The sequence below is a fragment of the Streptomyces sp. NPDC034111 genome (genome assembly GCF_055575375.1).
Window position 1 is genome coordinate 191899 of sequence record NZ_JBVIST010000008.1, and the last position, 17436, is coordinate 209334.

15 protein-coding genes are annotated in these 17436 nt (G+C 67.5%); 6 read left to right on the forward strand and 9 right to left on the reverse strand.

Features of this window, described 5'->3' with window-relative positions:
- Positions 1-223 precede the first annotated feature (223 nt).
- On the forward strand, positions 224-2197 hold the full coding sequence (locus tag ACZ55A_RS20840) for a collagenase (RefSeq protein WP_468841914.1): 1974 nt from the start codon (positions 224-226) through the stop codon (positions 2195-2197).
- Positions 2198-2694: 497 nt separating this feature from the next.
- Here the strand turns inward: ACZ55A_RS20840 and ACZ55A_RS20845 are convergent, their stop codons facing one another.
- Positions 2695-3192 (reverse strand): GNAT family N-acetyltransferase, encoded by a 498-nt coding sequence (locus ACZ55A_RS20845; protein ID WP_468841917.1) that lies wholly within the window; start codon positions 3190-3192, stop codon positions 2695-2697.
- Between the two features lie 116 nt (positions 3193-3308).
- Here ACZ55A_RS20845 and ACZ55A_RS20850 point away from each other — a divergent pair, with 116 nt between their 5' ends.
- The 3 genes from ACZ55A_RS20850 (at position 3309) to ACZ55A_RS20860 (ending at position 5462) form a co-directional block, all read left to right on the forward strand.
- A complete protein-coding gene (locus ACZ55A_RS20850; protein WP_468841920.1) occupies positions 3309-3704 on the forward strand; it encodes a DUF6153 family protein in 396 nt (131 codons plus the stop codon).
- Between the two features lie 119 nt (positions 3705-3823).
- The gene (locus ACZ55A_RS20855; RefSeq protein ID WP_468841923.1) at positions 3824-4456 is read left to right on the forward strand and encodes a DUF305 domain-containing protein; all 633 of its coding nucleotides are present in this window, start codon (positions 3824-3826) and stop codon (positions 4454-4456) included.
- A 169-nt stretch (positions 4457-4625) separates the two neighbouring features.
- Complete coding sequence (locus ACZ55A_RS20860; RefSeq protein ID WP_468841926.1) at positions 4626-5462, forward strand: ATP-grasp domain-containing protein; 837 nt, start codon at positions 4626-4628, stop codon at positions 5460-5462.
- A 243-nt stretch (positions 5463-5705) separates the two neighbouring features.
- Here ACZ55A_RS20860 and ACZ55A_RS20865 read toward each other — a convergent pair whose 3' ends face one another.
- The 5 genes from ACZ55A_RS20865 to ACZ55A_RS20885 all read right to left on the reverse strand — a co-directional run bounded on the left by ACZ55A_RS20865 (position 5706) and on the right by ACZ55A_RS20885 (position 13114).
- Entirely contained in the window at positions 5706-7757 is a 2052-nt protein-coding gene (locus tag ACZ55A_RS20865) for an amylo-alpha-1,6-glucosidase (protein WP_468841928.1), read from the reverse strand.
- A 242-nt stretch (positions 7758-7999) separates the two neighbouring features.
- Positions 8000-8944 carry a carbohydrate ABC transporter permease gene (locus tag ACZ55A_RS20870; protein WP_468841931.1) on the reverse strand — a complete coding sequence of 315 codons (945 nt, stop codon included), beginning with the start codon at positions 8942-8944 and terminating at the stop codon, positions 8000-8002.
- Positions 8944-9888, reverse strand: coding sequence for a carbohydrate ABC transporter permease (locus ACZ55A_RS20875; RefSeq protein ID WP_468841934.1), 945 nt, complete (start codon positions 9886-9888; stop codon positions 8944-8946). Before ACZ55A_RS20875 ends, ACZ55A_RS20870 begins: the two co-directional genes overlap by 1 nt.
- 35 nt (positions 9889-9923) lie before the next feature.
- Positions 9924-11189 carry an ABC transporter substrate-binding protein gene (locus tag ACZ55A_RS20880; RefSeq protein ID WP_468841937.1) on the reverse strand — a complete coding sequence of 422 codons (1266 nt, stop codon included), beginning with the start codon at positions 11187-11189 and terminating at the stop codon, positions 9924-9926.
- Positions 11190-11416: 227 nt separating this feature from the next.
- The gene (locus ACZ55A_RS20885) at positions 11417-13114 is read right to left on the reverse strand and encodes a glycoside hydrolase family 13 protein (protein ID WP_468841939.1); all 1698 of its coding nucleotides are present in this window, start codon (positions 13112-13114) and stop codon (positions 11417-11419) included.
- 654 nt (positions 13115-13768) lie between these two features.
- Here ACZ55A_RS20885 and ACZ55A_RS20890 point away from each other — a divergent pair.
- Positions 13769-14797, forward strand: a complete 1029-nt coding sequence (locus ACZ55A_RS20890) for a LacI family DNA-binding transcriptional regulator (RefSeq protein WP_468841941.1) — start codon at positions 13769-13771, stop codon at positions 14795-14797.
- A 122-nt stretch (positions 14798-14919) separates the two neighbouring features.
- On the opposite strand, the gene ACZ55A_RS20895 is transcribed toward ACZ55A_RS20890, so the two are convergent.
- The 3 genes from ACZ55A_RS20895 to ACZ55A_RS20905 form a co-directional block, all read right to left on the reverse strand.
- Positions 14920-15261 (reverse strand): pentapeptide repeat-containing protein, encoded by a 342-nt coding sequence (locus ACZ55A_RS20895; protein ID WP_468841944.1) that lies wholly within the window; start codon positions 15259-15261, stop codon positions 14920-14922.
- 22 nt (positions 15262-15283) lie between these two features.
- On the reverse strand, positions 15284-16060 hold the full coding sequence (locus ACZ55A_RS20900) for an alpha/beta fold hydrolase (protein WP_468841947.1): 777 nt from the start codon (positions 16058-16060) through the stop codon (positions 15284-15286).
- Positions 16061-16362: 302 nt separating this feature from the next.
- Entirely contained in the window at positions 16363-16629 is a 267-nt protein-coding gene (locus ACZ55A_RS20905) for a hypothetical protein (RefSeq protein ID WP_468841949.1), read from the reverse strand.
- Positions 16630-16953: 324 nt separating this feature from the next.
- Here ACZ55A_RS20905 and ACZ55A_RS20910 point away from each other — a divergent pair, with 324 nt between their 5' ends.
- The gene (locus tag ACZ55A_RS20910) at positions 16954-17397 is read left to right on the forward strand and encodes a nuclear transport factor 2 family protein (protein WP_468841952.1); all 444 of its coding nucleotides are present in this window, start codon (positions 16954-16956) and stop codon (positions 17395-17397) included.
- Positions 17398-17436: the final 39 nt, after the last annotated feature.

Sequence of the window (17436 nt, forward strand, 5' to 3'; positions counted from 1 at the left end):
ACGGCCGCGGTTCCCAGCGCTCCCGCCTGCATCATCCTTGACCCACCCACCTTCTGACGGTCCATCAGTTCCTTCTGTTCTTGCAACCCTCTTCCACTGCCATGTGAACTGTGAAATTGTACGGTCACACTTTTCGGGCCATGACAGCTGCTCGGAGAGTGCATCACGGTCCCCCCACCGCCGTGCCCCACGCACGGTGCCGACCGGCCCGGAGGCCATCGCTATGCGTAGACCCCCCACGTTCAAAAAACCCGCCCAGCTGCTGCTAGCTACCGTGGCCGCCGCAGGCCTGGGGCTCACCATGCTCGCCCCCAACGGCGGGGCGGCACCGGCCGGAGCCGAGCCACACAAGCCCGCACCCAAGTCGGCCCTCGCCCCGCAGCCCGCCGCCGCCACCGTTCTCGCCGACGATCTCGCACCCGGACACGCCACTGTCCCCGCGCGAGCGGCCGCGAAGGCCGCGAAATCCGCGCAACACCCTCCGCTCCCCGCGGTCCAGAACGCCGCAGAGCGCAAGAAGGCCCGCTCTGCGGCGAAGGCAGCAGCGGACTGTAACGTCAGCGACTTCACCTCGAAGACCGGTGCTGCCCTCGTCGAGCAGATCAAGAAGTCGGAAACCGCCTGCATCAACACGCTGTTCAGCGTGACCGGTGAGGACTCCAAGGCCCTCTTCCGCGAGGAACAGATGGTCACGGTGGCGAACGCATTCAAGGATGTCGCGACCAACTACCCCGGGGACAACAGTACTTTCGCCACCCAGGTGGTGCTGTACCTGCGCGCCGGCTACTACATCCAGTACAACCAGCCGGAGAACGTCGGCGAATACGGCCCGACGCTGAAGAGCGCCATTCAGGGTGCCCTGGACGGCTTCTTCGGCTCGTCCCACGCCTTCGACGTCACCGAGGCCAACGGAGAAACCCTGGCCGAGACGGTCACCCTGATCGACAGCTCCGAGGAGAACGCCCGGTACCTCGACGTGGTCAAGCGTCTGCAGAAGGACTACAACTCGTCGTACGACGAGTTCTACGGGATGCTCTCGGCGGTCAACAACACCTACACCGTGCTGTTCCGCGGGCACCAACTGCCGGAGTTCGCCGAAGCCGTGAAGGCCGACCCCAGCGTCCTCACCGGACTGCGTGACTTCGCCGTCGCCCACGACGATCTGCTCGGCACCGACAAGTCCTACCTGGCCAGCAACGCCGGACGCGAACTCGCCCGCTTCCTCCAGCACGCCGACCTCAAGGACACCGTCAAACCGTTGGTCAAGGAGCTGCTCGGCCGCAGCGAGATCACTGGGCGCACCGCCCCGCTCTGGGTCGGCCTCGCCGAGATGACGAATGAGTTCGACAAGGAGAACTGCTCCGAGTACGACACCTGTGACCTTCAGAACCGCGTGCGCGACGCGGTGCTGACGATCAAGCACACATGTGGTCCGAGCGCGAAGATCCTCGCGCAGGAGCTGAGCGCGTCCGAACTCTCAGCGACGTGCGACAGCATCCTCAAGCAGGACCCGGTCTTCCACGACATCGTCAAGGACAACGGCCCGGTCAAGGACGACAAGAACACCAGCATCGAGATCGTTGCCTTCAACTCCAGTACCGACTACAAGACCTACGCCGGTGTCGTCTTCGGCATCGACACCAACAACGGCGGCATGTACCTGGAGGGCGACCCGGCCGCTGAGGGCAACCAGCCGCGCTTCATCGCCTACGAGCAGCCGGCCCAGGACGGCGCCTTCCAGATCTGGAACCTCAACCACGAGTACACCCACTACCTCGACGGCCGCTTCGACATGTACGGCGACTTCGCAGCCGGGCAGACCACCCCGACCGTGATGTGGGTCGAGGGTTTCGCCGAGTACGTCTCCTACTCGTACCGCGGCGTCACCTACGACAGGGCGATCGAGGAGGCGGGCAAGAAGACCTACAAGCTCAGCCAGCTCTTCGAGACCACCTACGACAACGCCGACACCACCCGTATCTACCAGTGGGGCTACCTGGGCGTCCGATACATGCTCCAGTCACACCCCGAGGACGTGGCCACCCTGCTCGGCCACTACCGCGCAGGCGAGTACGACGCGGCCCACACCCTGCTCCGCGACACCATCGGCACCAAGTACGACGCCGACTTCACCGACTGGCTGAGCAAGTGCGCCGGCGGCGACTGCGGCAAACTGCCGGCCAAGAGCGGCCGGTGATCGGGGCCTCGGCCACCGACAAGAACTGAGCCAAGCGAGCCTGGTGTCCCACGCATCATTCCTGCGCGGGACACCAGGCTTCTCAACTGTCCCGGTTCATCTGCCAACGTGGGTAGCGGGGCTCAGACGGGGATGTCTTTTCGGTGCGGTGCATCAACTCCCGTACGCCCAGCATGAGATGACTCAGCAAGGAGCGTCGACGGACCCCACGCGGACGCAGCCCGGGGGCCGACACGCGGCGGGCGGCGCGGGCGGTGTCGACGGCCCGTTCGCCCTGAAGCCCTTCGGGGACAACCGGCCGTAAGAGTGACTCAGGTCATGCACTGGCATGACATACAGGCGGCCCTTTCCCATCGTGTGTAGGGCGTCCGACTGGCTCCATAGCGCTGGGCGATGGCCGCAGGGCCGCCAACCGTGAGCTGACCAGGGCCCTGAACCAGCGAGGATGACCGACAGCACCACCAAGGGCGGCCGACTTCTTCGGCCGCCCTTGCATGTCACGAGGCGCGCGGCAGCGCGAGCCAGTCCTGCCAGGAAATGTCGCGGCCCAGATAACGGGGCTGCTGGAAGGGCCAGTCGGCGGCGATCCACTGCGGCACCAGCGCGTCGAGCGCGCGCTCCACCTCGCCGCCGGCGAGGTCGTCCACCACCCACCAGGAGACCTCTCCGTCGGAGCCGGTGCGCTCGGGCGGGTCGACGTAGACACAGCCGAGGATCGCCGTCTCCTCCTCGTCCAGCAGCGCGTAGTTGAACGACTGGTGCGCGGCTATCTCCTTCTCGTGCCGCAGCAGGTCGAGCCGGTCCTCTTCATAGGTCATCGTCTCCTTGGGCCAAGCCCAGGCCGGGCCGAAGATCTCCCACAAGCGCTCTCGGGAGCCCATCACGGCGGGGTAGTCGAGCGCGGTGTCCGCCTCCCGGATCGGCCGCAGGTGAAGCGCGGTGTTGGGCACCGGCACGTAGACGGGGTGGACGAAGTCGTCAGGAAGCCAACTCATAAGGGCCGAGGCTACAACCGGTCGGCGCTGCACGGGCCGGCTCCTCGGGGCCCGGCCTCGCTCTGGCGCCGGCAACCAGTGCACGTCGTGTGTCGACGCACCCGTACGATGACGGCATGACCGGCAGCACCCGACCGAGCCGCCGCCCCGCCGGGCGGCTTTTCGTGCTGCTGGTGCTGGCGGTGCTGGCCGGCGTCCTGGGAATGCACGCGCTGCCCCCCGGCGGAACACCGACGCCCGAGCACGCCATGGCCACGGCTATGGCCCATGCCCCTGCCGCGGAACATGCGAGCGGGGGGTGTTCGCACACCGACGGCGGCTTGGGGCACCTCGCGCACGCGGACGGTACCTGTGCGGCAGCCGGTATCGGCTCCGCATACGTGCCGCCCGCGCTGGCCGACGCCCTGCCCGGTGCCCCGACTGCTGGCGGTGTTCCCCTCGCCGCACCGGCGTCGGCCGTACAGGGCCGGGCCCCGCCTGACCTGTCCGAGCTGCAACTCCTGCGGGTATAGAGCGGCCCGCACGGCACCCTCGTACGCCCCGGCCGGGGCGGGTGCCGCGCTGTCGCCTGCTTCCACATCCGTCTGACCTCGCGCGCCGGGACGGGCGCGCGTGAAGGAGTTGCACCATCATGACCAGCAAGCGTTCCCTGATCCGCCGCGGCGCTTCCATGGCCGCCGCCGGCACGGCCGCTGTCGTCCTGGCCGCCTGCGGCACAAACGGCGACAGCTCGGCCGGTCACGACGGCCACACCAGCACGTCGGCTTCCGCCGCCGCTTCGGCTCCCGCGTCGCAGGGGCAGCACAACGCCGCCGATGTCGCCTTCGCCAAGGGGATGATCCCCCACCACCGCCAGGCCGTGGAGATGGCCGGTCTGGCGCCCGGCCGGGCCCAGTCGGCCGAGGTGAAGAAGCTCGCCGCGGACATCAAGAAGGCTCAGGACCCGGAGATCAAGACACTGTCCGGCTGGCTGACCTCCTGGGGCGAGGAGGTGCCCGCCGAGGGTGCCATGGACCACTCCATGCACGGCATGGGCGGGATGATGACCGACGAGGACATGGAGAAGCTGAAGAAGGCGTCAGGCACCGCGTTCGACACCGCCTTCATGGAGATGATGATCAAGCACCACGAGGGCGCCGTCACCATGGCCAAGACCCAGCAGGCCAACGGCTCCCACACCGCGGCCAAGAAGATGGCGGGGCAGATCATCACCTCCCAGACAGCCGAGATCAACAAGATGAACAAGCTGCTCGGCAAGAGCTGATCGCGGCATCCTGCGGGGCGGGCACAGAAGTGCCCGCCCCGCAGGGCACACCCAGCGACGGGGGCACAGAGGGTGCCAGCGCGCTGACACCCTCATGACCGCGCAGCCCTGCCTGCGGACGTGTTCCGCGGGACGGATAGGTTGGTGGCCACCGCTCAAGGAGATCACCATGCCCGTCCGCCCCAGCGTCCTGTTCGTGACCGATCTCGCCTACCAGGCCCGGGGACGACGCTACTGCGACGAGGACATCTTCCTGACCTCCCGCCTGCGCAACGACTTCGACATCGCCCTGTGCCACCCGCTGGATGCCGCCGCGCTGCTGGACGACTTTGATGCGGTCGTGGTCCGCAACAGCGGTCCCGTACTGCACTACCAGAAGGAGTACGACGCCTTCCGGGAGCAGGTTACGGCGCGCGGCACCCGGGTCTACAACCCGCTGTCCGGCCGCGGCGACATGGCCGGCAAGCAGTACCTGCTGGACCTGACCGCCGCCGGATACCCGGTCATCCCCACCGTCGACCGGGCCCAGGACCTGAACCTGCTGCCCAAGGTGGGGCAGTACGCGGTCAAGCCGAAGGCCGGCGCGGACTCCATAGGCCTGGCCTTTGTTCCCCAGGACGAGCTGGGCGGCCTCGAATTCGGCGACATCCTGGTCCAGCCGCGCATCGACTTCCGCTACGAGGTGTCCTTCTATTACGTCGATGACGCCTTCCAGTACGCCCTCCATGCCCCCGACCCCCACCGGCGCTGGGTCCTCGAACCCTACGAGCCCACGGACGCCGACCTCGGCGTGGCCCGCCGCTTCATCGACTGGAACACCCTTGACCACGGCATCCAGCGCGTGGACGCCTGCCGTACCCAGGAAGGTGAACTGCTCCTGGTGGAGTTGGAGGACCTCAATCCCTACCTCTCCCTGGATCTGGTCTCCGACGAGACCCGCGACGCCTTCGTGACGAGCATGACGGCCTCCCTCCACCGGTTCTTGGACACTCCGCCCGCCACCTGACCGTCAGCCCTCTGACCAGCACCCTCATCTGGCGGCGACGTCCCATGGTCACGGCTGAGTCAACTCCACCGTGGCCATGGGACGTTCATGAAGTTCGGGTTGGGGAATTGCACGAGCTTCCACACCGATTCCCCACGCCGCGCCGTCGGTGACCAGTGTCGTCCACGGGCGTCGACCACAACCTCGGCAGGCCGCTTTCGGCGCGTGCCAGGGCTGCTCGGCGCGTTTGCAGTCCGACGATCGCTACCTCTCGACCCGTGTTCCCTGCGAGAGGCCGGCGATCTCGCCTTGTCCGCAGCCGTCCACGCTGACCGTCACCGATGAAGAGCCCAGACGGATGCCGCTGACCTCAAGGGCCCCGACAGGCGAGGCGGCGAGGGGACGCAGCCGGATTCGGCCGGCAGGCAGATCGGGCTGGAGTCCCAGGAGCGATGTCAGCAGGCTCACGCCCGCCGCGGCAGCCCATGCCTGGGGGCGGCAGGAAGCGGGATAGGGGGCAGGGCGGGCATGCGGGCGGCGCTGCTCACCGGCATGCAACTCGGGCAAGCGGTGGTCGAAGGCCGTCGCGGCGTCGAGCAGCCCGTCGAGCAGGGATGCCGCTGCCTGATCGTGGCCGGTCGCCGCCAGTCCGGCGACGGCGATGGCCGTGTCGTGGGCCCAGACGGAACCGGTGTGATACCCGAGGGGGTTGAACCCTTCGGCGTTCGCGCTCATCGTGCGCAGCCCCCAGCCACTGTCCATCTCCGGACGGGAGAGCCGATCAGCGACGAGCCGGCACTCCGCCTGGTCGAGGATGCCGCTGCCCAGCAGGTGGCCCATGTTGGACGCCACGACATCGACCGGTCGCTTGCCACCGTCCAGGGCGATCGCCACATAGGGACCGAGATCGTCTTCGACCCAGAACGCCGACCGGAAGCGCCCGGCCAGCTTCTCCGCCCATTCCCGCCAGTAGTCCGCTCCCGGCCTCCCGAAGGCGGCGAGCAGCTCCGCACCCGCGCGGGCGGCCTCGTAGGCGTAGCCCTGGACTTCGGCAAGCGCGATGGGCGGCTCCGCGAGGCGGGCGGCGGTTGACTGTACGGCGTCCTCGGAGTCTTTCCACCCCTGGTTGACCAGGCCGTTCTCGCGGAGCCTGGCGTACTCGACAAAGCCGTCGCCATCGGCGTCGGCGTAGTCACGCAGCCATGCAAGCGCGCGTTCCGCGGCGGGCAGCAGAGCTGCCACCTCGTCCTCGGGCATCCCCCACCGCCATGCCTCGGCCAGCAGGGTGACGAACAAGGGGGTGGCGTCGATGGTGCCGTAGTACAGCGGGGGCAGGGTGAGACTGGCTTCGCGCCGTAGCTCGTGCATGATCTTGCCGGGCTGCTCCTCGGTGGCCGCGTCGTGCGCGGTGCCCTGGCGACGCGCCAGCGTTCTGAGCGTGCCGGCTGCCAGCTCGGTGCCCAGGGGCAGCATCATCCGGGCTGCCCAGATGGAGTCGCGTCCGAAGAGGGTGAGGTACCACGGCGCGCCTGCGGCGAGGAAATGGTCGGCGCGGTCCTGAGGGTCTGCCATGGTCAGCGCTGCCAGGTCGTCCAGGCTCCGGTCGAGAAGGCGAGCCAGCCGGGAGTCGGTGCAGGTCACGCGCGGCGACGACCACGGCTTCGGGCCGGTTGTGGCAGCGGCCACCACGGGCGGTGGGGAGGCGGCGCTGGATGAGGCGTCCAGCGCCAGGGTCAGCGTCCACTTCTGCGCCGGGGCGAGTTCGATGTCCCAGACGAGAGCGGCGACATCGCGGTCGGCTTCGACTCGGTCGGGGGCGGGCGTCCCCGTCAAGGTGACGGCGTCCTCCCCCGGTGACTTCCACGAAACGCCCCGTCCGTTCGCCGTCGCGGGCAGCGCTTCGCGCGGTCGACCCGACTTCACTTCTGACATGTCCGACAGATCACAGGCCGTCTCCAGCCGCAATGCCAGCCGGGCGCGATGGCGCCCATGGTTGGCGACGGTGATCCGCTCACAGCCTTTGCCCGCTGTGCGCACACGCTCCACGGTCACGGCCGGGTCCGGCGTGTGGTCGTCGCGGCCACGGTGGACGGCCAGGAAGCGGGCTTCCCCCGCACTGGACAGCTGCGCGTCGACAGGTTCCGGCTCCTGGCCGTTGACGCTGAGCACGAGGCGGCTGATCAGCCGGGAATCCGCCGCGTAGAAGCCGTCCGCCCCGTCCCTGATCTGACCGTCCTGCGGGGACACGACAAGGTGTGGGGCCTCGAGGCAGATGATCGCGTCGTGGATGAATGGCTGGGGTGTCCAATTCGTCAATGTCGCTCCTTGGTGAGGGCACGTCTGAGAAGCCCGGTATGTACTGCTGACTTCTTCAGAGCTGCGCGGCGTGGTGGTCGGGGCGTCCCTGTTCAAGGGCGTGAGCTCCCGCGGTAGTTCGCTTACGGCCGGTCCGGCGGACGGGGCGGACGGGCATCCCGTCCCGCCCCGCCCCGTCCTGGGTGGGATCCGTCAGGTATTCCCACCCGGCTTCGAGGGCGATGGCGCCCGTGCCCACGTGGTCAGCCCTTGACGGCCCCGGCGGTCAATCCGGCGACGATGCGACGCTGGAGGATGAGAACCAGGACGATCAGTGGGAGGGCCACGATGACGCCTGCGGCCATCTGCGTGCCGAAGGGCTGCTGATACTCGGAGCTGCCCGTGAACTTCGCGATGGCCACCGTGACCGGCTGGGCGGCGAGGGTGAGGGTCATCGCGTTCGCGATCAGGTACTCGTTCCACACCGCGATGAACACCAAGAGGGCGCTGGTGAACACACCGGGAGCGGCGAGCGGCAGGAGCACCTTGCGGAAGGCCTGCCCTGACGTACAGCCGTCGATCATCGCCGATTCTTCGAGATCCCACGGCAGTTCGCGCAGGAAGCTCGACAGCGTCCAGATCGCCAGGGGCAGCGCGAAGCTGATGTCCGGAATGATCATGGCTTGGTACTGGTCGATCCATCCCCAGTCGCTGAAGAGCTGGAAGATCGGTGTCAGCAGGGCGACGCCCGGGAACATCGAGGCCGCCAGGACGGCTCCGAGCGCCAGCCGCTTTCCGCGGAATCGCAGCCGCACGAAGGCGTACGCCGACAGCAGACCGATCAGCATCGCGAGGGCCGTGGTCGTGCCGGCGATGATGCCGCTGTTGCGAAGGGCGTAGAGAAAGTTGTTCCGGCCGCTGAAGACGGCCTCGTAATTGACCAGCGTGGGAGAAGCCGGCCACAGGTCATTGTTGAAGATGTCGTTCGGCCCTTTGAGGCTGGAGACGAACATCCAGTAGAAGGGCGCGAGGCAGAACAGGGCGATGAGGGCCACGCAGATCGCCAGCCCCGCATTGCTGAGCCTGCGGCGCGCGACGGGGGACAGTCCCCGGCGGACCGACCCCGCGGATCGCTCGTGCACCCTCCGGCGAGCGCCGCGCCGTAGCGTCCGGCTCGCGGGCGCTGTTGGTTGCGCTGTGGTGTGCATCAGGCCTCCTTGCCTTCCTCGGCCGGCAGCAGGCTGGTGCCGAGGAATCTGACGAACAGCAGCGCGACCGCGAAGATGAGCAGGAAGGTCAGCGTCGAGAGCGCGGAGCCGTAACCGAACTTCGTCTGTTCGACAGATGCCTGGACCACGAGCATGGACAGGGTGGTCGTCCCGTTCGCCCCTCCGGTGAGGATTTGCGGCAGGTCGTAAATGCGCAGGACGTCGAGCAGGCGGAACAGGACGGCGACCATGAGGGCGGGCATCAGAAGAGGCAGGGTGATGCTGCGGAAGCGGCGCCAGGCACCGGCGCCGTCCACCTTCGCCGCCTCTTGAAGCTCGTCGGGGATGAGCTGGAGGCCTGCGAGGACGAGCAGCGCGAGGAACGGTGCCGTCTTCCAGGTGTCGGCGATGATGATCGCCCACTTGGCGGGCCACTCACTGCCGGTCCACAGGACGGTCTTCCCGAGCAGTTCGTTGACGATGCCGTCGGGCTGGAGCATCCATCGCCACAGCACACTGGTGAGAGCGGTGGGGATGGCCCAGGGAACCAGGACACTGGCTCGCACCAGCCCGCGTCCGCGGAAGGCGCGGTGCATGACGAAGGCCATGGCAGTGCCGATGACCACTTCCAGCATGAGGGTGACGACCGAGAACAGGGTGGTCACCTGCACAGCGGCCCAGAAGTCCGAGGAGAATTCTCCGGTGAGCGCCGCCCGGTAGTTGCCGAGCCCGATGAACTGGGTTTCCTCGCCGATGGTGTCGCTGAACAGCGACAGGTAGACGGCTTTGACAAGGGGGTATCCGATGACGCCTGCGAGAAGGCACAACGCCGGCGTGATCAAGTACCAGGCCCGCCGTGCCTCACGGCGGCTCCGGCGTCCGCGGCTGGGCTTCGCGGCGGGTGGCGCGCCCGGTGTGGCGGGCGCGCTTCCTGCGGTGGGCACGGTGGCCTCCTGGTTCGTATACGGGATCGGGCAGATCAGCCGGTCTTGACCTTCTTCAACTGATCAGCGAGGTCCTTCAGGGCATCCGAGGTGCTCGTGTCCCCTTGCAGTGCCTTGTAGATCTCCTGCTGGATGCGCAGGCTGGCGTCGTTGTACGCGGCAACCTGCGGCCGGGGACGGGCGTGGAGCAGGCTCTTGCGCAGGGCCGGCAGGTAGGGGAACTCCTTGGCGAGCGCCTTGTCCGTGTACAGATCGCTCAGTACGGGGGCGTTGGACAGGTCCTGCACCTCCACGCGCTGGACCTCGGGGCTCTCCACGAACGCCATGAAGTCGAGGACCGACTTCTTGTGCTTCGAGTAGCTGCTCAGACCCAGGTTTGCACCGCCGAGGGTGGAGGAACCGGGGCCGTTGGCGCCGGGCAGCGGCACCACTCCGACCTTTCCTGCGACCTTCGTGTCGGAGCCCTTGGTGTTGGCGAGGCCGTACACATAGGGCCAGTTGCGGAGGAAGAGAAGGTCGCCCCGCTGGAAGGCGCGGCGGCCGTCCTCCTCCTTGTAGGTGATTGCCTTCTTGGGGATGTATCCCTTGCGGAAGCCGTCCACGAGGAAGTCGAGGCCCTTCTTGGCCTCAGGGCTGTCCACGGTCACCTGACCGTCGCGCCCGTACACAGCCCCTCCCGCCGAGTTGATCGCCTCGCTCGCGTTGACGGTCAGGCCCTCGTACTGGGCGAACTGGCCGGCGTAGCAGTCCATCTCCTGCCGCTTGGCGACAGCGCAGTCGGCGATGAGCTCCTTCCACGTGGTCGGGGGCTTGCTCACCAGGTCCTTGCGGTAGAAGAGCAGCGCCCCGGACGACGCGAAGGGGGCTCCGTACAGCTCCCCCTTGTACTTGGCGGTCGCTACGGCGGCCGGGAGCAGGTCGGCGATGGGCAGCGCGTCGGCATCCAGCTTCTGCACCCACCCGCGGGCGGCGAACTCCGCCGTCCAGACCACGTCCATGGCCACCGCGTCGAACCGGTCGCTCTTGGCCTGGAAGTTCTGCACCATCGCTGCCCGCTGCTCGTCGGCGGACTCGGGCAGCTCGATCAGGGTCACTTTCTCGTTGGGGTGCCGCTTGTTCCAGACGTCGAGGACCTTGGTCTTCAACTTCCCGGTGGTGTCCTTGCCCATGGCGAGGGTGAAGGCACCACGGCCGTCGGTGTCCTCTTCTCCACCGGGGGTGCTGCCGGCGCAGCCGGCAGCCAGAAGCATGGCCGTGCTGGTGAGAACGGCTGCTGCTGCGGCGGTTCTGGGCTTTCTCATGGCTACTCCTTTGTGCCGTGTGTGACCGGGCGGGTCACGGCATCGTGTTGGGGGTTCCGCTGGTTCGGGCTGAGGAACTGACGAGCGCTTCAGGAGGCCGGCGCGGCCGGACCGGGCCGATCAGCCTGATCGAGCAGGGTTCGAGATATCCGAGAGAAGTTGTATGAACGTTCAAACGACATTGCGCAACGATCCATGCAGCTACCTGTTCAATCGCTCAGCCAGCCCTAGGTCACGGTGAGGTCAGCCGTTTCGTGGGACGGCGGGCGCTGCCCGCATTCGCACGGCAGGCTGTCGACGAGCCACCAGGCGGCGCTGTTGGCGGCCAACTTGCCGTCGTCGCACGGGAGGCTGGAGAGCACCGGTCTTCCGCATACGGGTGCGGAGACCTGCGCGTCGGAGAAGTTCACGGCACAGACGAATTTCCCTCCCCGGGCGAAGGCCACGACCTCGGGCGGTGCCGGCAGCCACTGCAACTCGGGGTCGTGCAGCGGGGTCAGGCTGCGACGCAGTTGCAGTGCGTCGCGGTAGAGATGCCAACTGGACCCGCCGTCGCCGCGCAGTCGCTGGACCGCGTATCGGGCGAACCAGTCAGGCTGCGGCAGCCAGGACCGCTGGGGTGGCGCATCGGAGAAGCCGAAGGGTGCTTCCGTTCCCGACCACGGCAGCGGGACCCGGCAGCCGTCACGACCCCGTTCGGGTTGTCCGGTAGCGGCGACGATCGGGTCGGTGAGGACTTCCGGCGGCAAATCGGTGACCTGGGGCAGTCCCAGCTCCTCGCCCTGGTAGAGGTAGGCACTGCCGGGCAGAGCCAGCATCAGCAGCGCGGCCGCGCGAGCCCGGGCCGCCCCGCGGTCCGCATCCGGCTCCTCACCGAGGTCCGCACCATGGCTGTACCGGGTGACGGTGCGCTGCTGATCGTGGTTGTTGAGAACCCAGGTGACGGGGGCTCCGGTCGAGGCGATGTCCCTCATGGCAGCGTCGATCCGCTGCCGGAAGGCGGAGGCATCCCAGGGGGCGTGGAGCAGGTCGAAGTAGAACGCCTGATGGAGTTCGTCCGGCCGAAGGTAGCGGGCCTGGTCCGCGGGGGTCGGCACGGCCACCTCCCCGACGAGGGTGCGCTCCCTGCCGTCTGCCGCGGTGTACGTGTCACAGATGGTGCGCCAGCGACGCCAGATCTGGTGGACCTCCGGCTGGTTCCACGCCAGCGGGTTCACAGCGTCCCTGGCTTCCTCGTCTGCGGCAGGGGCGGGCGAGTCGGGCAGCGCCGGGTGCTTGTACAGGCCGACCGCGACATCGATGCGGAAGCCGTCCACCCCTCGGTCGAGCCAGAACCGCAGCACCGTGTCGAAGTGGTTCGCCACCTCGGGGTTGCGCCAGTTCCAGTCGGGCTGATGCGGGGTGAACAGGTGCAGGTACCACTGCCCCGGTCGGCCGTCGGCCTCCTCCACCCGGGTCCAAGCAGGCCCGCCGAACATCGCCCGCCAGTTGTTGGGCGGCAGCTCACCGCTGACCCCGCGCCCGTCGGCGAAATGGAACCGCGCGCGGGCCGCACTGCCGGGCCCTGCCTGCACCGCCTCCTGGAAACGCGGGTGCTCCGTCGAGCAGTGGTTGGGAACGATGTCGAGGATGACCTTGAGCCCCAGGGTGTGCGCGTCGGCAAGCAGCCGGTCGACATCGTCCAGGTCACCGAAGAGCGGGTCGACCGCGCAGTGGTCCGCCACGTCATAGCCGTGATCGCGCTGCGGGGAGGGGTAGCAGGGGCTCAGCCACACTCCGTCGACGCCGAGCGTGGCCAGGTAGGGCAGTCCCGCCCGAGCACCACGAAGATCGCCCACGCCATCGCCGTTTCCGTCGCGAAAGCTGCGCAGATAGAGCTGGTACATCACGGCGTCGCGCCACCATGGCACGGAGGGAGTCGCCATCTGACAGTGACCTTTCGGGCAGGCGGAATCGACCGGTGGGTATCGGGGGCGGGGGCTGGGGGTTCTGGGCTCTCTTCCGCTGTTCATGCAGGAATGCGCGACGCTGGACAGCGGCATCCCGAGAGGCAGGGCATTGGCGGCGCCCGGGCCGTCGGGCGATGAGGCCCGGGCCCTCGCAGCCGCCACAGTTCACCGTCACCCGCGGCGCGGTGGCATTGCGGGTGAGAGGTGAGCCGGACAGCCAGGACCCGGTTCAGGACCGACTGGGCCAGCGAGTAACAGCGGCGATTTGATCGTTCAAATCGTGCCCAAACAAAAGCACCGCCCGATACCCCTGTCAAGGGATCGCGCACAGAGATGTTTCGCGAGTATGAAGGGTGCCTAAAGAGTGGCGCATACTCTCCGGCAGGCCGTGAGGGTGGCCGCCACCCGCTCCCAGGACACCCCGCCCAAGCCCTGGCCGGTAACACACACCCCGCGGACGCCGCCGTTGACTCAGCTCGCCGACCATGGCACGTTTGAAGCACGCATTTGATCGATCAAATGCGTGCCGGCTTTCCCAGCTACTTTTGCGTGGCTGCGGACCCCTGGCCGGCACAGGGCCCAGGCAGCGCGCCCGACAAGGCAATAGGTGAGGGAGCTGAACGAGGCGACATGACTACGCACCGGCATTCCGAGGGCCCCACCATCATGGAGGTCGCGCGCGTGGCCCAGGTATCGCGCCAAACGGTCTCCAATGCTCTCAACGCCCCCGAGCGGGTCCGCCCCGACACCCTGAAACGCGTGCTGACGGTGATCGACGAATTGGGCTACCAGCCCAACCGGATGGCGAGGTCACTGCGCACTCAGAGCACCCGCCAGATCGGCTACCGCCTCGACCCCGACCGCTCCGACACCGCCAGCGTCCTACAGGACCGCTTTCTGCACGCCCTCACCACCGCCGCCGAATCCGCCGGCTACCTCCTGCTCCTGTTCAGCGCCGGGCAGACCACTGACGAGCTCACCCGCTACGCCGACATGCTCCGTACCGGCAGCGTCGACGGTTTCGTGCTCTCCGGTATCGACCCCGGAGATCCTCGCCCCAGCTGGCTCGCCCAGCGCCGGGCACCCTTCGTCTGCTTCGGCACCCCCGATCCCGACGGCTCGGCCGCCGACATGCTCACCGTCGACGTCGACAACGCTCGGGGCGCCGAGATGGTCGTGGACCACCTCGTGGAGCGAGGGCACCGGAACATTGCCTTCCTCGGCTGGCCCCCCACATCCGGCCCCGGCGAAGCCAGGAAGCATGGCTGGCAGCGCGCCATGCGGAAACACGGCCTCACTCCCGACCGCTGCGTCCGGGCTCTGGACTCGGTGTCGGACAGCGCTCGTGCAGCCCTGCAACTCCTCGACGAGACTCCAGCTCCCACGGCCGTGGTGGCAGCGAGCGACACCTTCGCGATGGGCTGCTACGCGGCGGCCCGGCAACGCGGACTGGAAATCGGCCGCGACCTCGCAGTGGTGGGCTTCGACGACTCTCCCACCGCCGCCGTGGTCAGCCCCGCACTGACCAGCGTCCGGCAACCCCTCGACGAGGTCGGGCGCACTGTCATGCGCCTGCTCATCGGCCGACTCCAGGAAGAGCCTCCCACCGACACCCACGTATTCCTGGAACCACTGCTCGTCGTCCGCGAAAGCTCGTAATCAAGGGTGCGATGCGGTGGGCCCACTGAGGCCCTGGTACAGGCATGGACCTGCCCGCCCTTGACGGTTGCCCGGTATGAGGACCGAGGCACCGGGCCGGCTCGTCATGGTCACGGTCATGGTCATGGGCGCCCATGAGATCGCCTCGGGGCCCCCGCGCGGGAGGAGTGCGGCCGGCGCGGGGATTCCCTCCGGCCCCCGGGGATCCGCCCTTCGGAGATCCGCATCTGTAAGGTCCCGCCGCGGAGTTTCGTGTTGGCCAGGATCGCGGTGTCGAGAAGCGCTCCGCTTAGGTTCGCGCCTTCAAAGTCAGCGCCTTTGAGGTTCGCTCCTCCGAGGCCGGCGCCGGAGAGGTCAAGAGCAGCCAACTGCGCGACCCGGAGGTCTGCCCCCGTCAGGTTCGCGAAGTGGAAGTTCCCAGCGACGCTGCCTTCCTTGAGCCCGAACTCCTGGGATCCGGACACCGCCGCAAGTGAAAATCGAAGGCTAGCGGCCGAGGAATCTTTCGACCACTGTCGCCAGGGCCTCTGGGCTCTCCTCCGGGGCGAAGTGGCCGGCGTCGTTGAAGACCTCGAGCTCGGCGTTCGGATACCACTGGAGCCAGGTGGACCGCATGATGTCAGGGCCCATCGCCGGGTCGTTCGCACCAGCCACGACAAGCACCGGGGTCGGATTTCCCTCGAGCCGCTCGTGGATATCGGAGCCGCGAGTCCAGGATTCGAGGTACGAGCGCAGGGCAGCCGACGAGGAGCGTTCCGAGCCGCTCACTCTGGCATCAAGCCATGCATCGTCGTGCCGACCGCCGGTGGTGACGTCAAAGATCGTCCTGCGCTTGCCGGAATCCTCCACAGCCCCGACGAACAGCTCCCACATCTCCCCTTCGAGTGGGAACCCGGACGCGGGTACCGGCGAGATGCCGACGATCGAGCGGACCCGCGAGGGGGCGTCCAGCAACATCAGCTGGGCCGCCTTGCCGCCCATGGAGTGACCGATGACCGAGAAGGTGTCCCAGCCGAGGTCGTCGGCCACGGCGAGGGCATCCGCCGCGACCTCCTCCATCGTGTACGTGCCGGAGGTGTCCATCGCCTCGCCGTACCCACGGCAGTCCACGAACGCGTAACTGAACGCGCTCCCGTCCAGGTACCGCCGCAGAGAACCGAAACTCGACCTGTCGCTGAGCCAGTGGTGGAGTGCGAGGACCCGCTCCGGACCGTTGCCCTGTACCTCATACGGAATTACGTGTCCTGCTACATGGCCTGTCACGATGCTGGGTCTCCCCCACCGGGCCGGATCCGGAATCCCGTCGGCTTGCGGATTCGCTCCAACGGCACAGCAGCCCGAGCGGGCGACCGAAGGCGTCACAGGCCAGATGAATCTTGCCGGTCAAACCCCTGGACCAACAGAACCCCTCAGCAAGTTTCATCGCGCCAGGGCAGGACTGCACTTTCGCGTTGGCGCCTCGACAGCCGCCACACCCAACCGAAACGGCGAGGCCAGGTGGCAGCTGGGCGAGGAAGCGCAAGCTCAGCTGAGGCGGCTTCACCTCAAAGCTGCGTGGCGAGATCCTATTTCTTAGGGGCGGTAGCGACGGAGTAGCAAGCCTGTGAGGCGAGTGTCATACCCATGCGGTCCAGCATCTCAATGGACTCCAGGAGGATCTTCGTGTCCATCTTCGCCATGGCTTCGCCGAAACGATTGCGCTCGGCCAAGTCCTCTGGGGACACCGCGGTACGAAGCGCCGCTACCCGCTCGGCCAGCTTCTCGCGCTCGGCTTGCATCGCCGCCATCCCACGTACGGCGCGGACGATATCGTCATCAGTCATGTCGCTCATCGGGTGCCCCCTCGGTCTCCTGCTTCAATTCTCCTGATCAGATGAGGCAACTGCCCTCCGAGGTCACTCCATCACGTCGAACTGTGACATGCGCGACTTGGCCGGTTCCGCAGTGCGTCTCCAGCGTGGACTGGGTTTCAGCCGTTCGTCAACGTTCTGCACGATCAGCAGCCACACCAGCCCCAGGACCAAGGCACGTATCAAAAGCGAGTCTTGGTGATGCGCTTGCCTTACTTCAGAGGTAATCGTCTCGGGCTGCCTGCGCCGGCAGGATTGGCGATCTCTCCGCGTCGGAGGACGCGGACCAGGACGGAGAGGTCAGTCATGTCCCTAGCCGCACCCACGAACACGCGTACTGTGGTTGAGGAGTTGTTGCGCAGAATCAGCGAGGGCGACCCCGAGCGCATCGCCGAGCTGTATGCCGAACAGGGCGATTGGAAGCTCGACTGGCCGGAGGCCGAGCACGGCCGTGCTGCCACGCCGTGGATCCGTCACCGATCCACCCGGGCCGACGCGGCCGCCCACTATCGCGAACTTGCCGAGCACCACGTGCCGGAGCACGCGGCGACTGAGGTCGAGCGCATTCTCATCGACGGCAACGACGCGGTCGTGCTCGGCGAGATCCGCCAGACCGCCCGGCCCACCGCACGTGCGTATCGCGCGCGGTTCGCTCTGCATCTCACCGTCGAGGACGGCCTTGTCACCCGGCACCACGTCTACGAGGACAGCCTCGCCGTCGCCCAGGCATTCGAGTCGGAGAGTCGATGAAGGCCACCAGGTCAAGGGTGAAGCTGCTGCTCACAGCCA

Coding starts and splice junctions, on each gene's coding strand:
- ACZ55A_RS20840 (WP_468841914.1), top strand. CDS start 224: ATGCGTAGACCCCCCACGTTCAAAAAACCCGCCCAGCTGCTGCTAGCT.
- ACZ55A_RS20905 (WP_468841949.1), bottom strand. CDS start 16,629: ATGAGCGACATGACTGATGACGATATCGTCCGCGCCGTACGTGGGATG.
- ACZ55A_RS20890 (WP_468841941.1), top strand. CDS start 13,769: ATGACTACGCACCGGCATTCCGAGGGCCCCACCATCATGGAGGTCGCG.
- ACZ55A_RS20880 (WP_468841937.1), bottom strand. CDS start 11,189: ATGAGAAAGCCCAGAACCGCCGCAGCAGCAGCCGTTCTCACCAGCACG.
- ACZ55A_RS20845 (WP_468841917.1), bottom strand. CDS start 3,192: ATGAGTTGGCTTCCTGACGACTTCGTCCACCCCGTCTACGTGCCGGTG.
- ACZ55A_RS20885 (WP_468841939.1), bottom strand. CDS start 13,114: ATGGCGACTCCCTCCGTGCCATGGTGGCGCGACGCCGTGATGTACCAG.
- ACZ55A_RS20850 (WP_468841920.1), top strand. CDS start 3,309: ATGACCGGCAGCACCCGACCGAGCCGCCGCCCCGCCGGGCGGCTTTTC.
- ACZ55A_RS20855 (WP_468841923.1), top strand. CDS start 3,824: ATGACCAGCAAGCGTTCCCTGATCCGCCGCGGCGCTTCCATGGCCGCC.
- ACZ55A_RS20910 (WP_468841952.1), top strand. CDS start 16,954: ATGTCCCTAGCCGCACCCACGAACACGCGTACTGTGGTTGAGGAGTTG.
- ACZ55A_RS20870 (WP_468841931.1), bottom strand. CDS start 8,944: ATGCACACCACAGCGCAACCAACAGCGCCCGCGAGCCGGACGCTACGG.
- ACZ55A_RS20860 (WP_468841926.1), top strand. CDS start 4,626: ATGCCCGTCCGCCCCAGCGTCCTGTTCGTGACCGATCTCGCCTACCAG.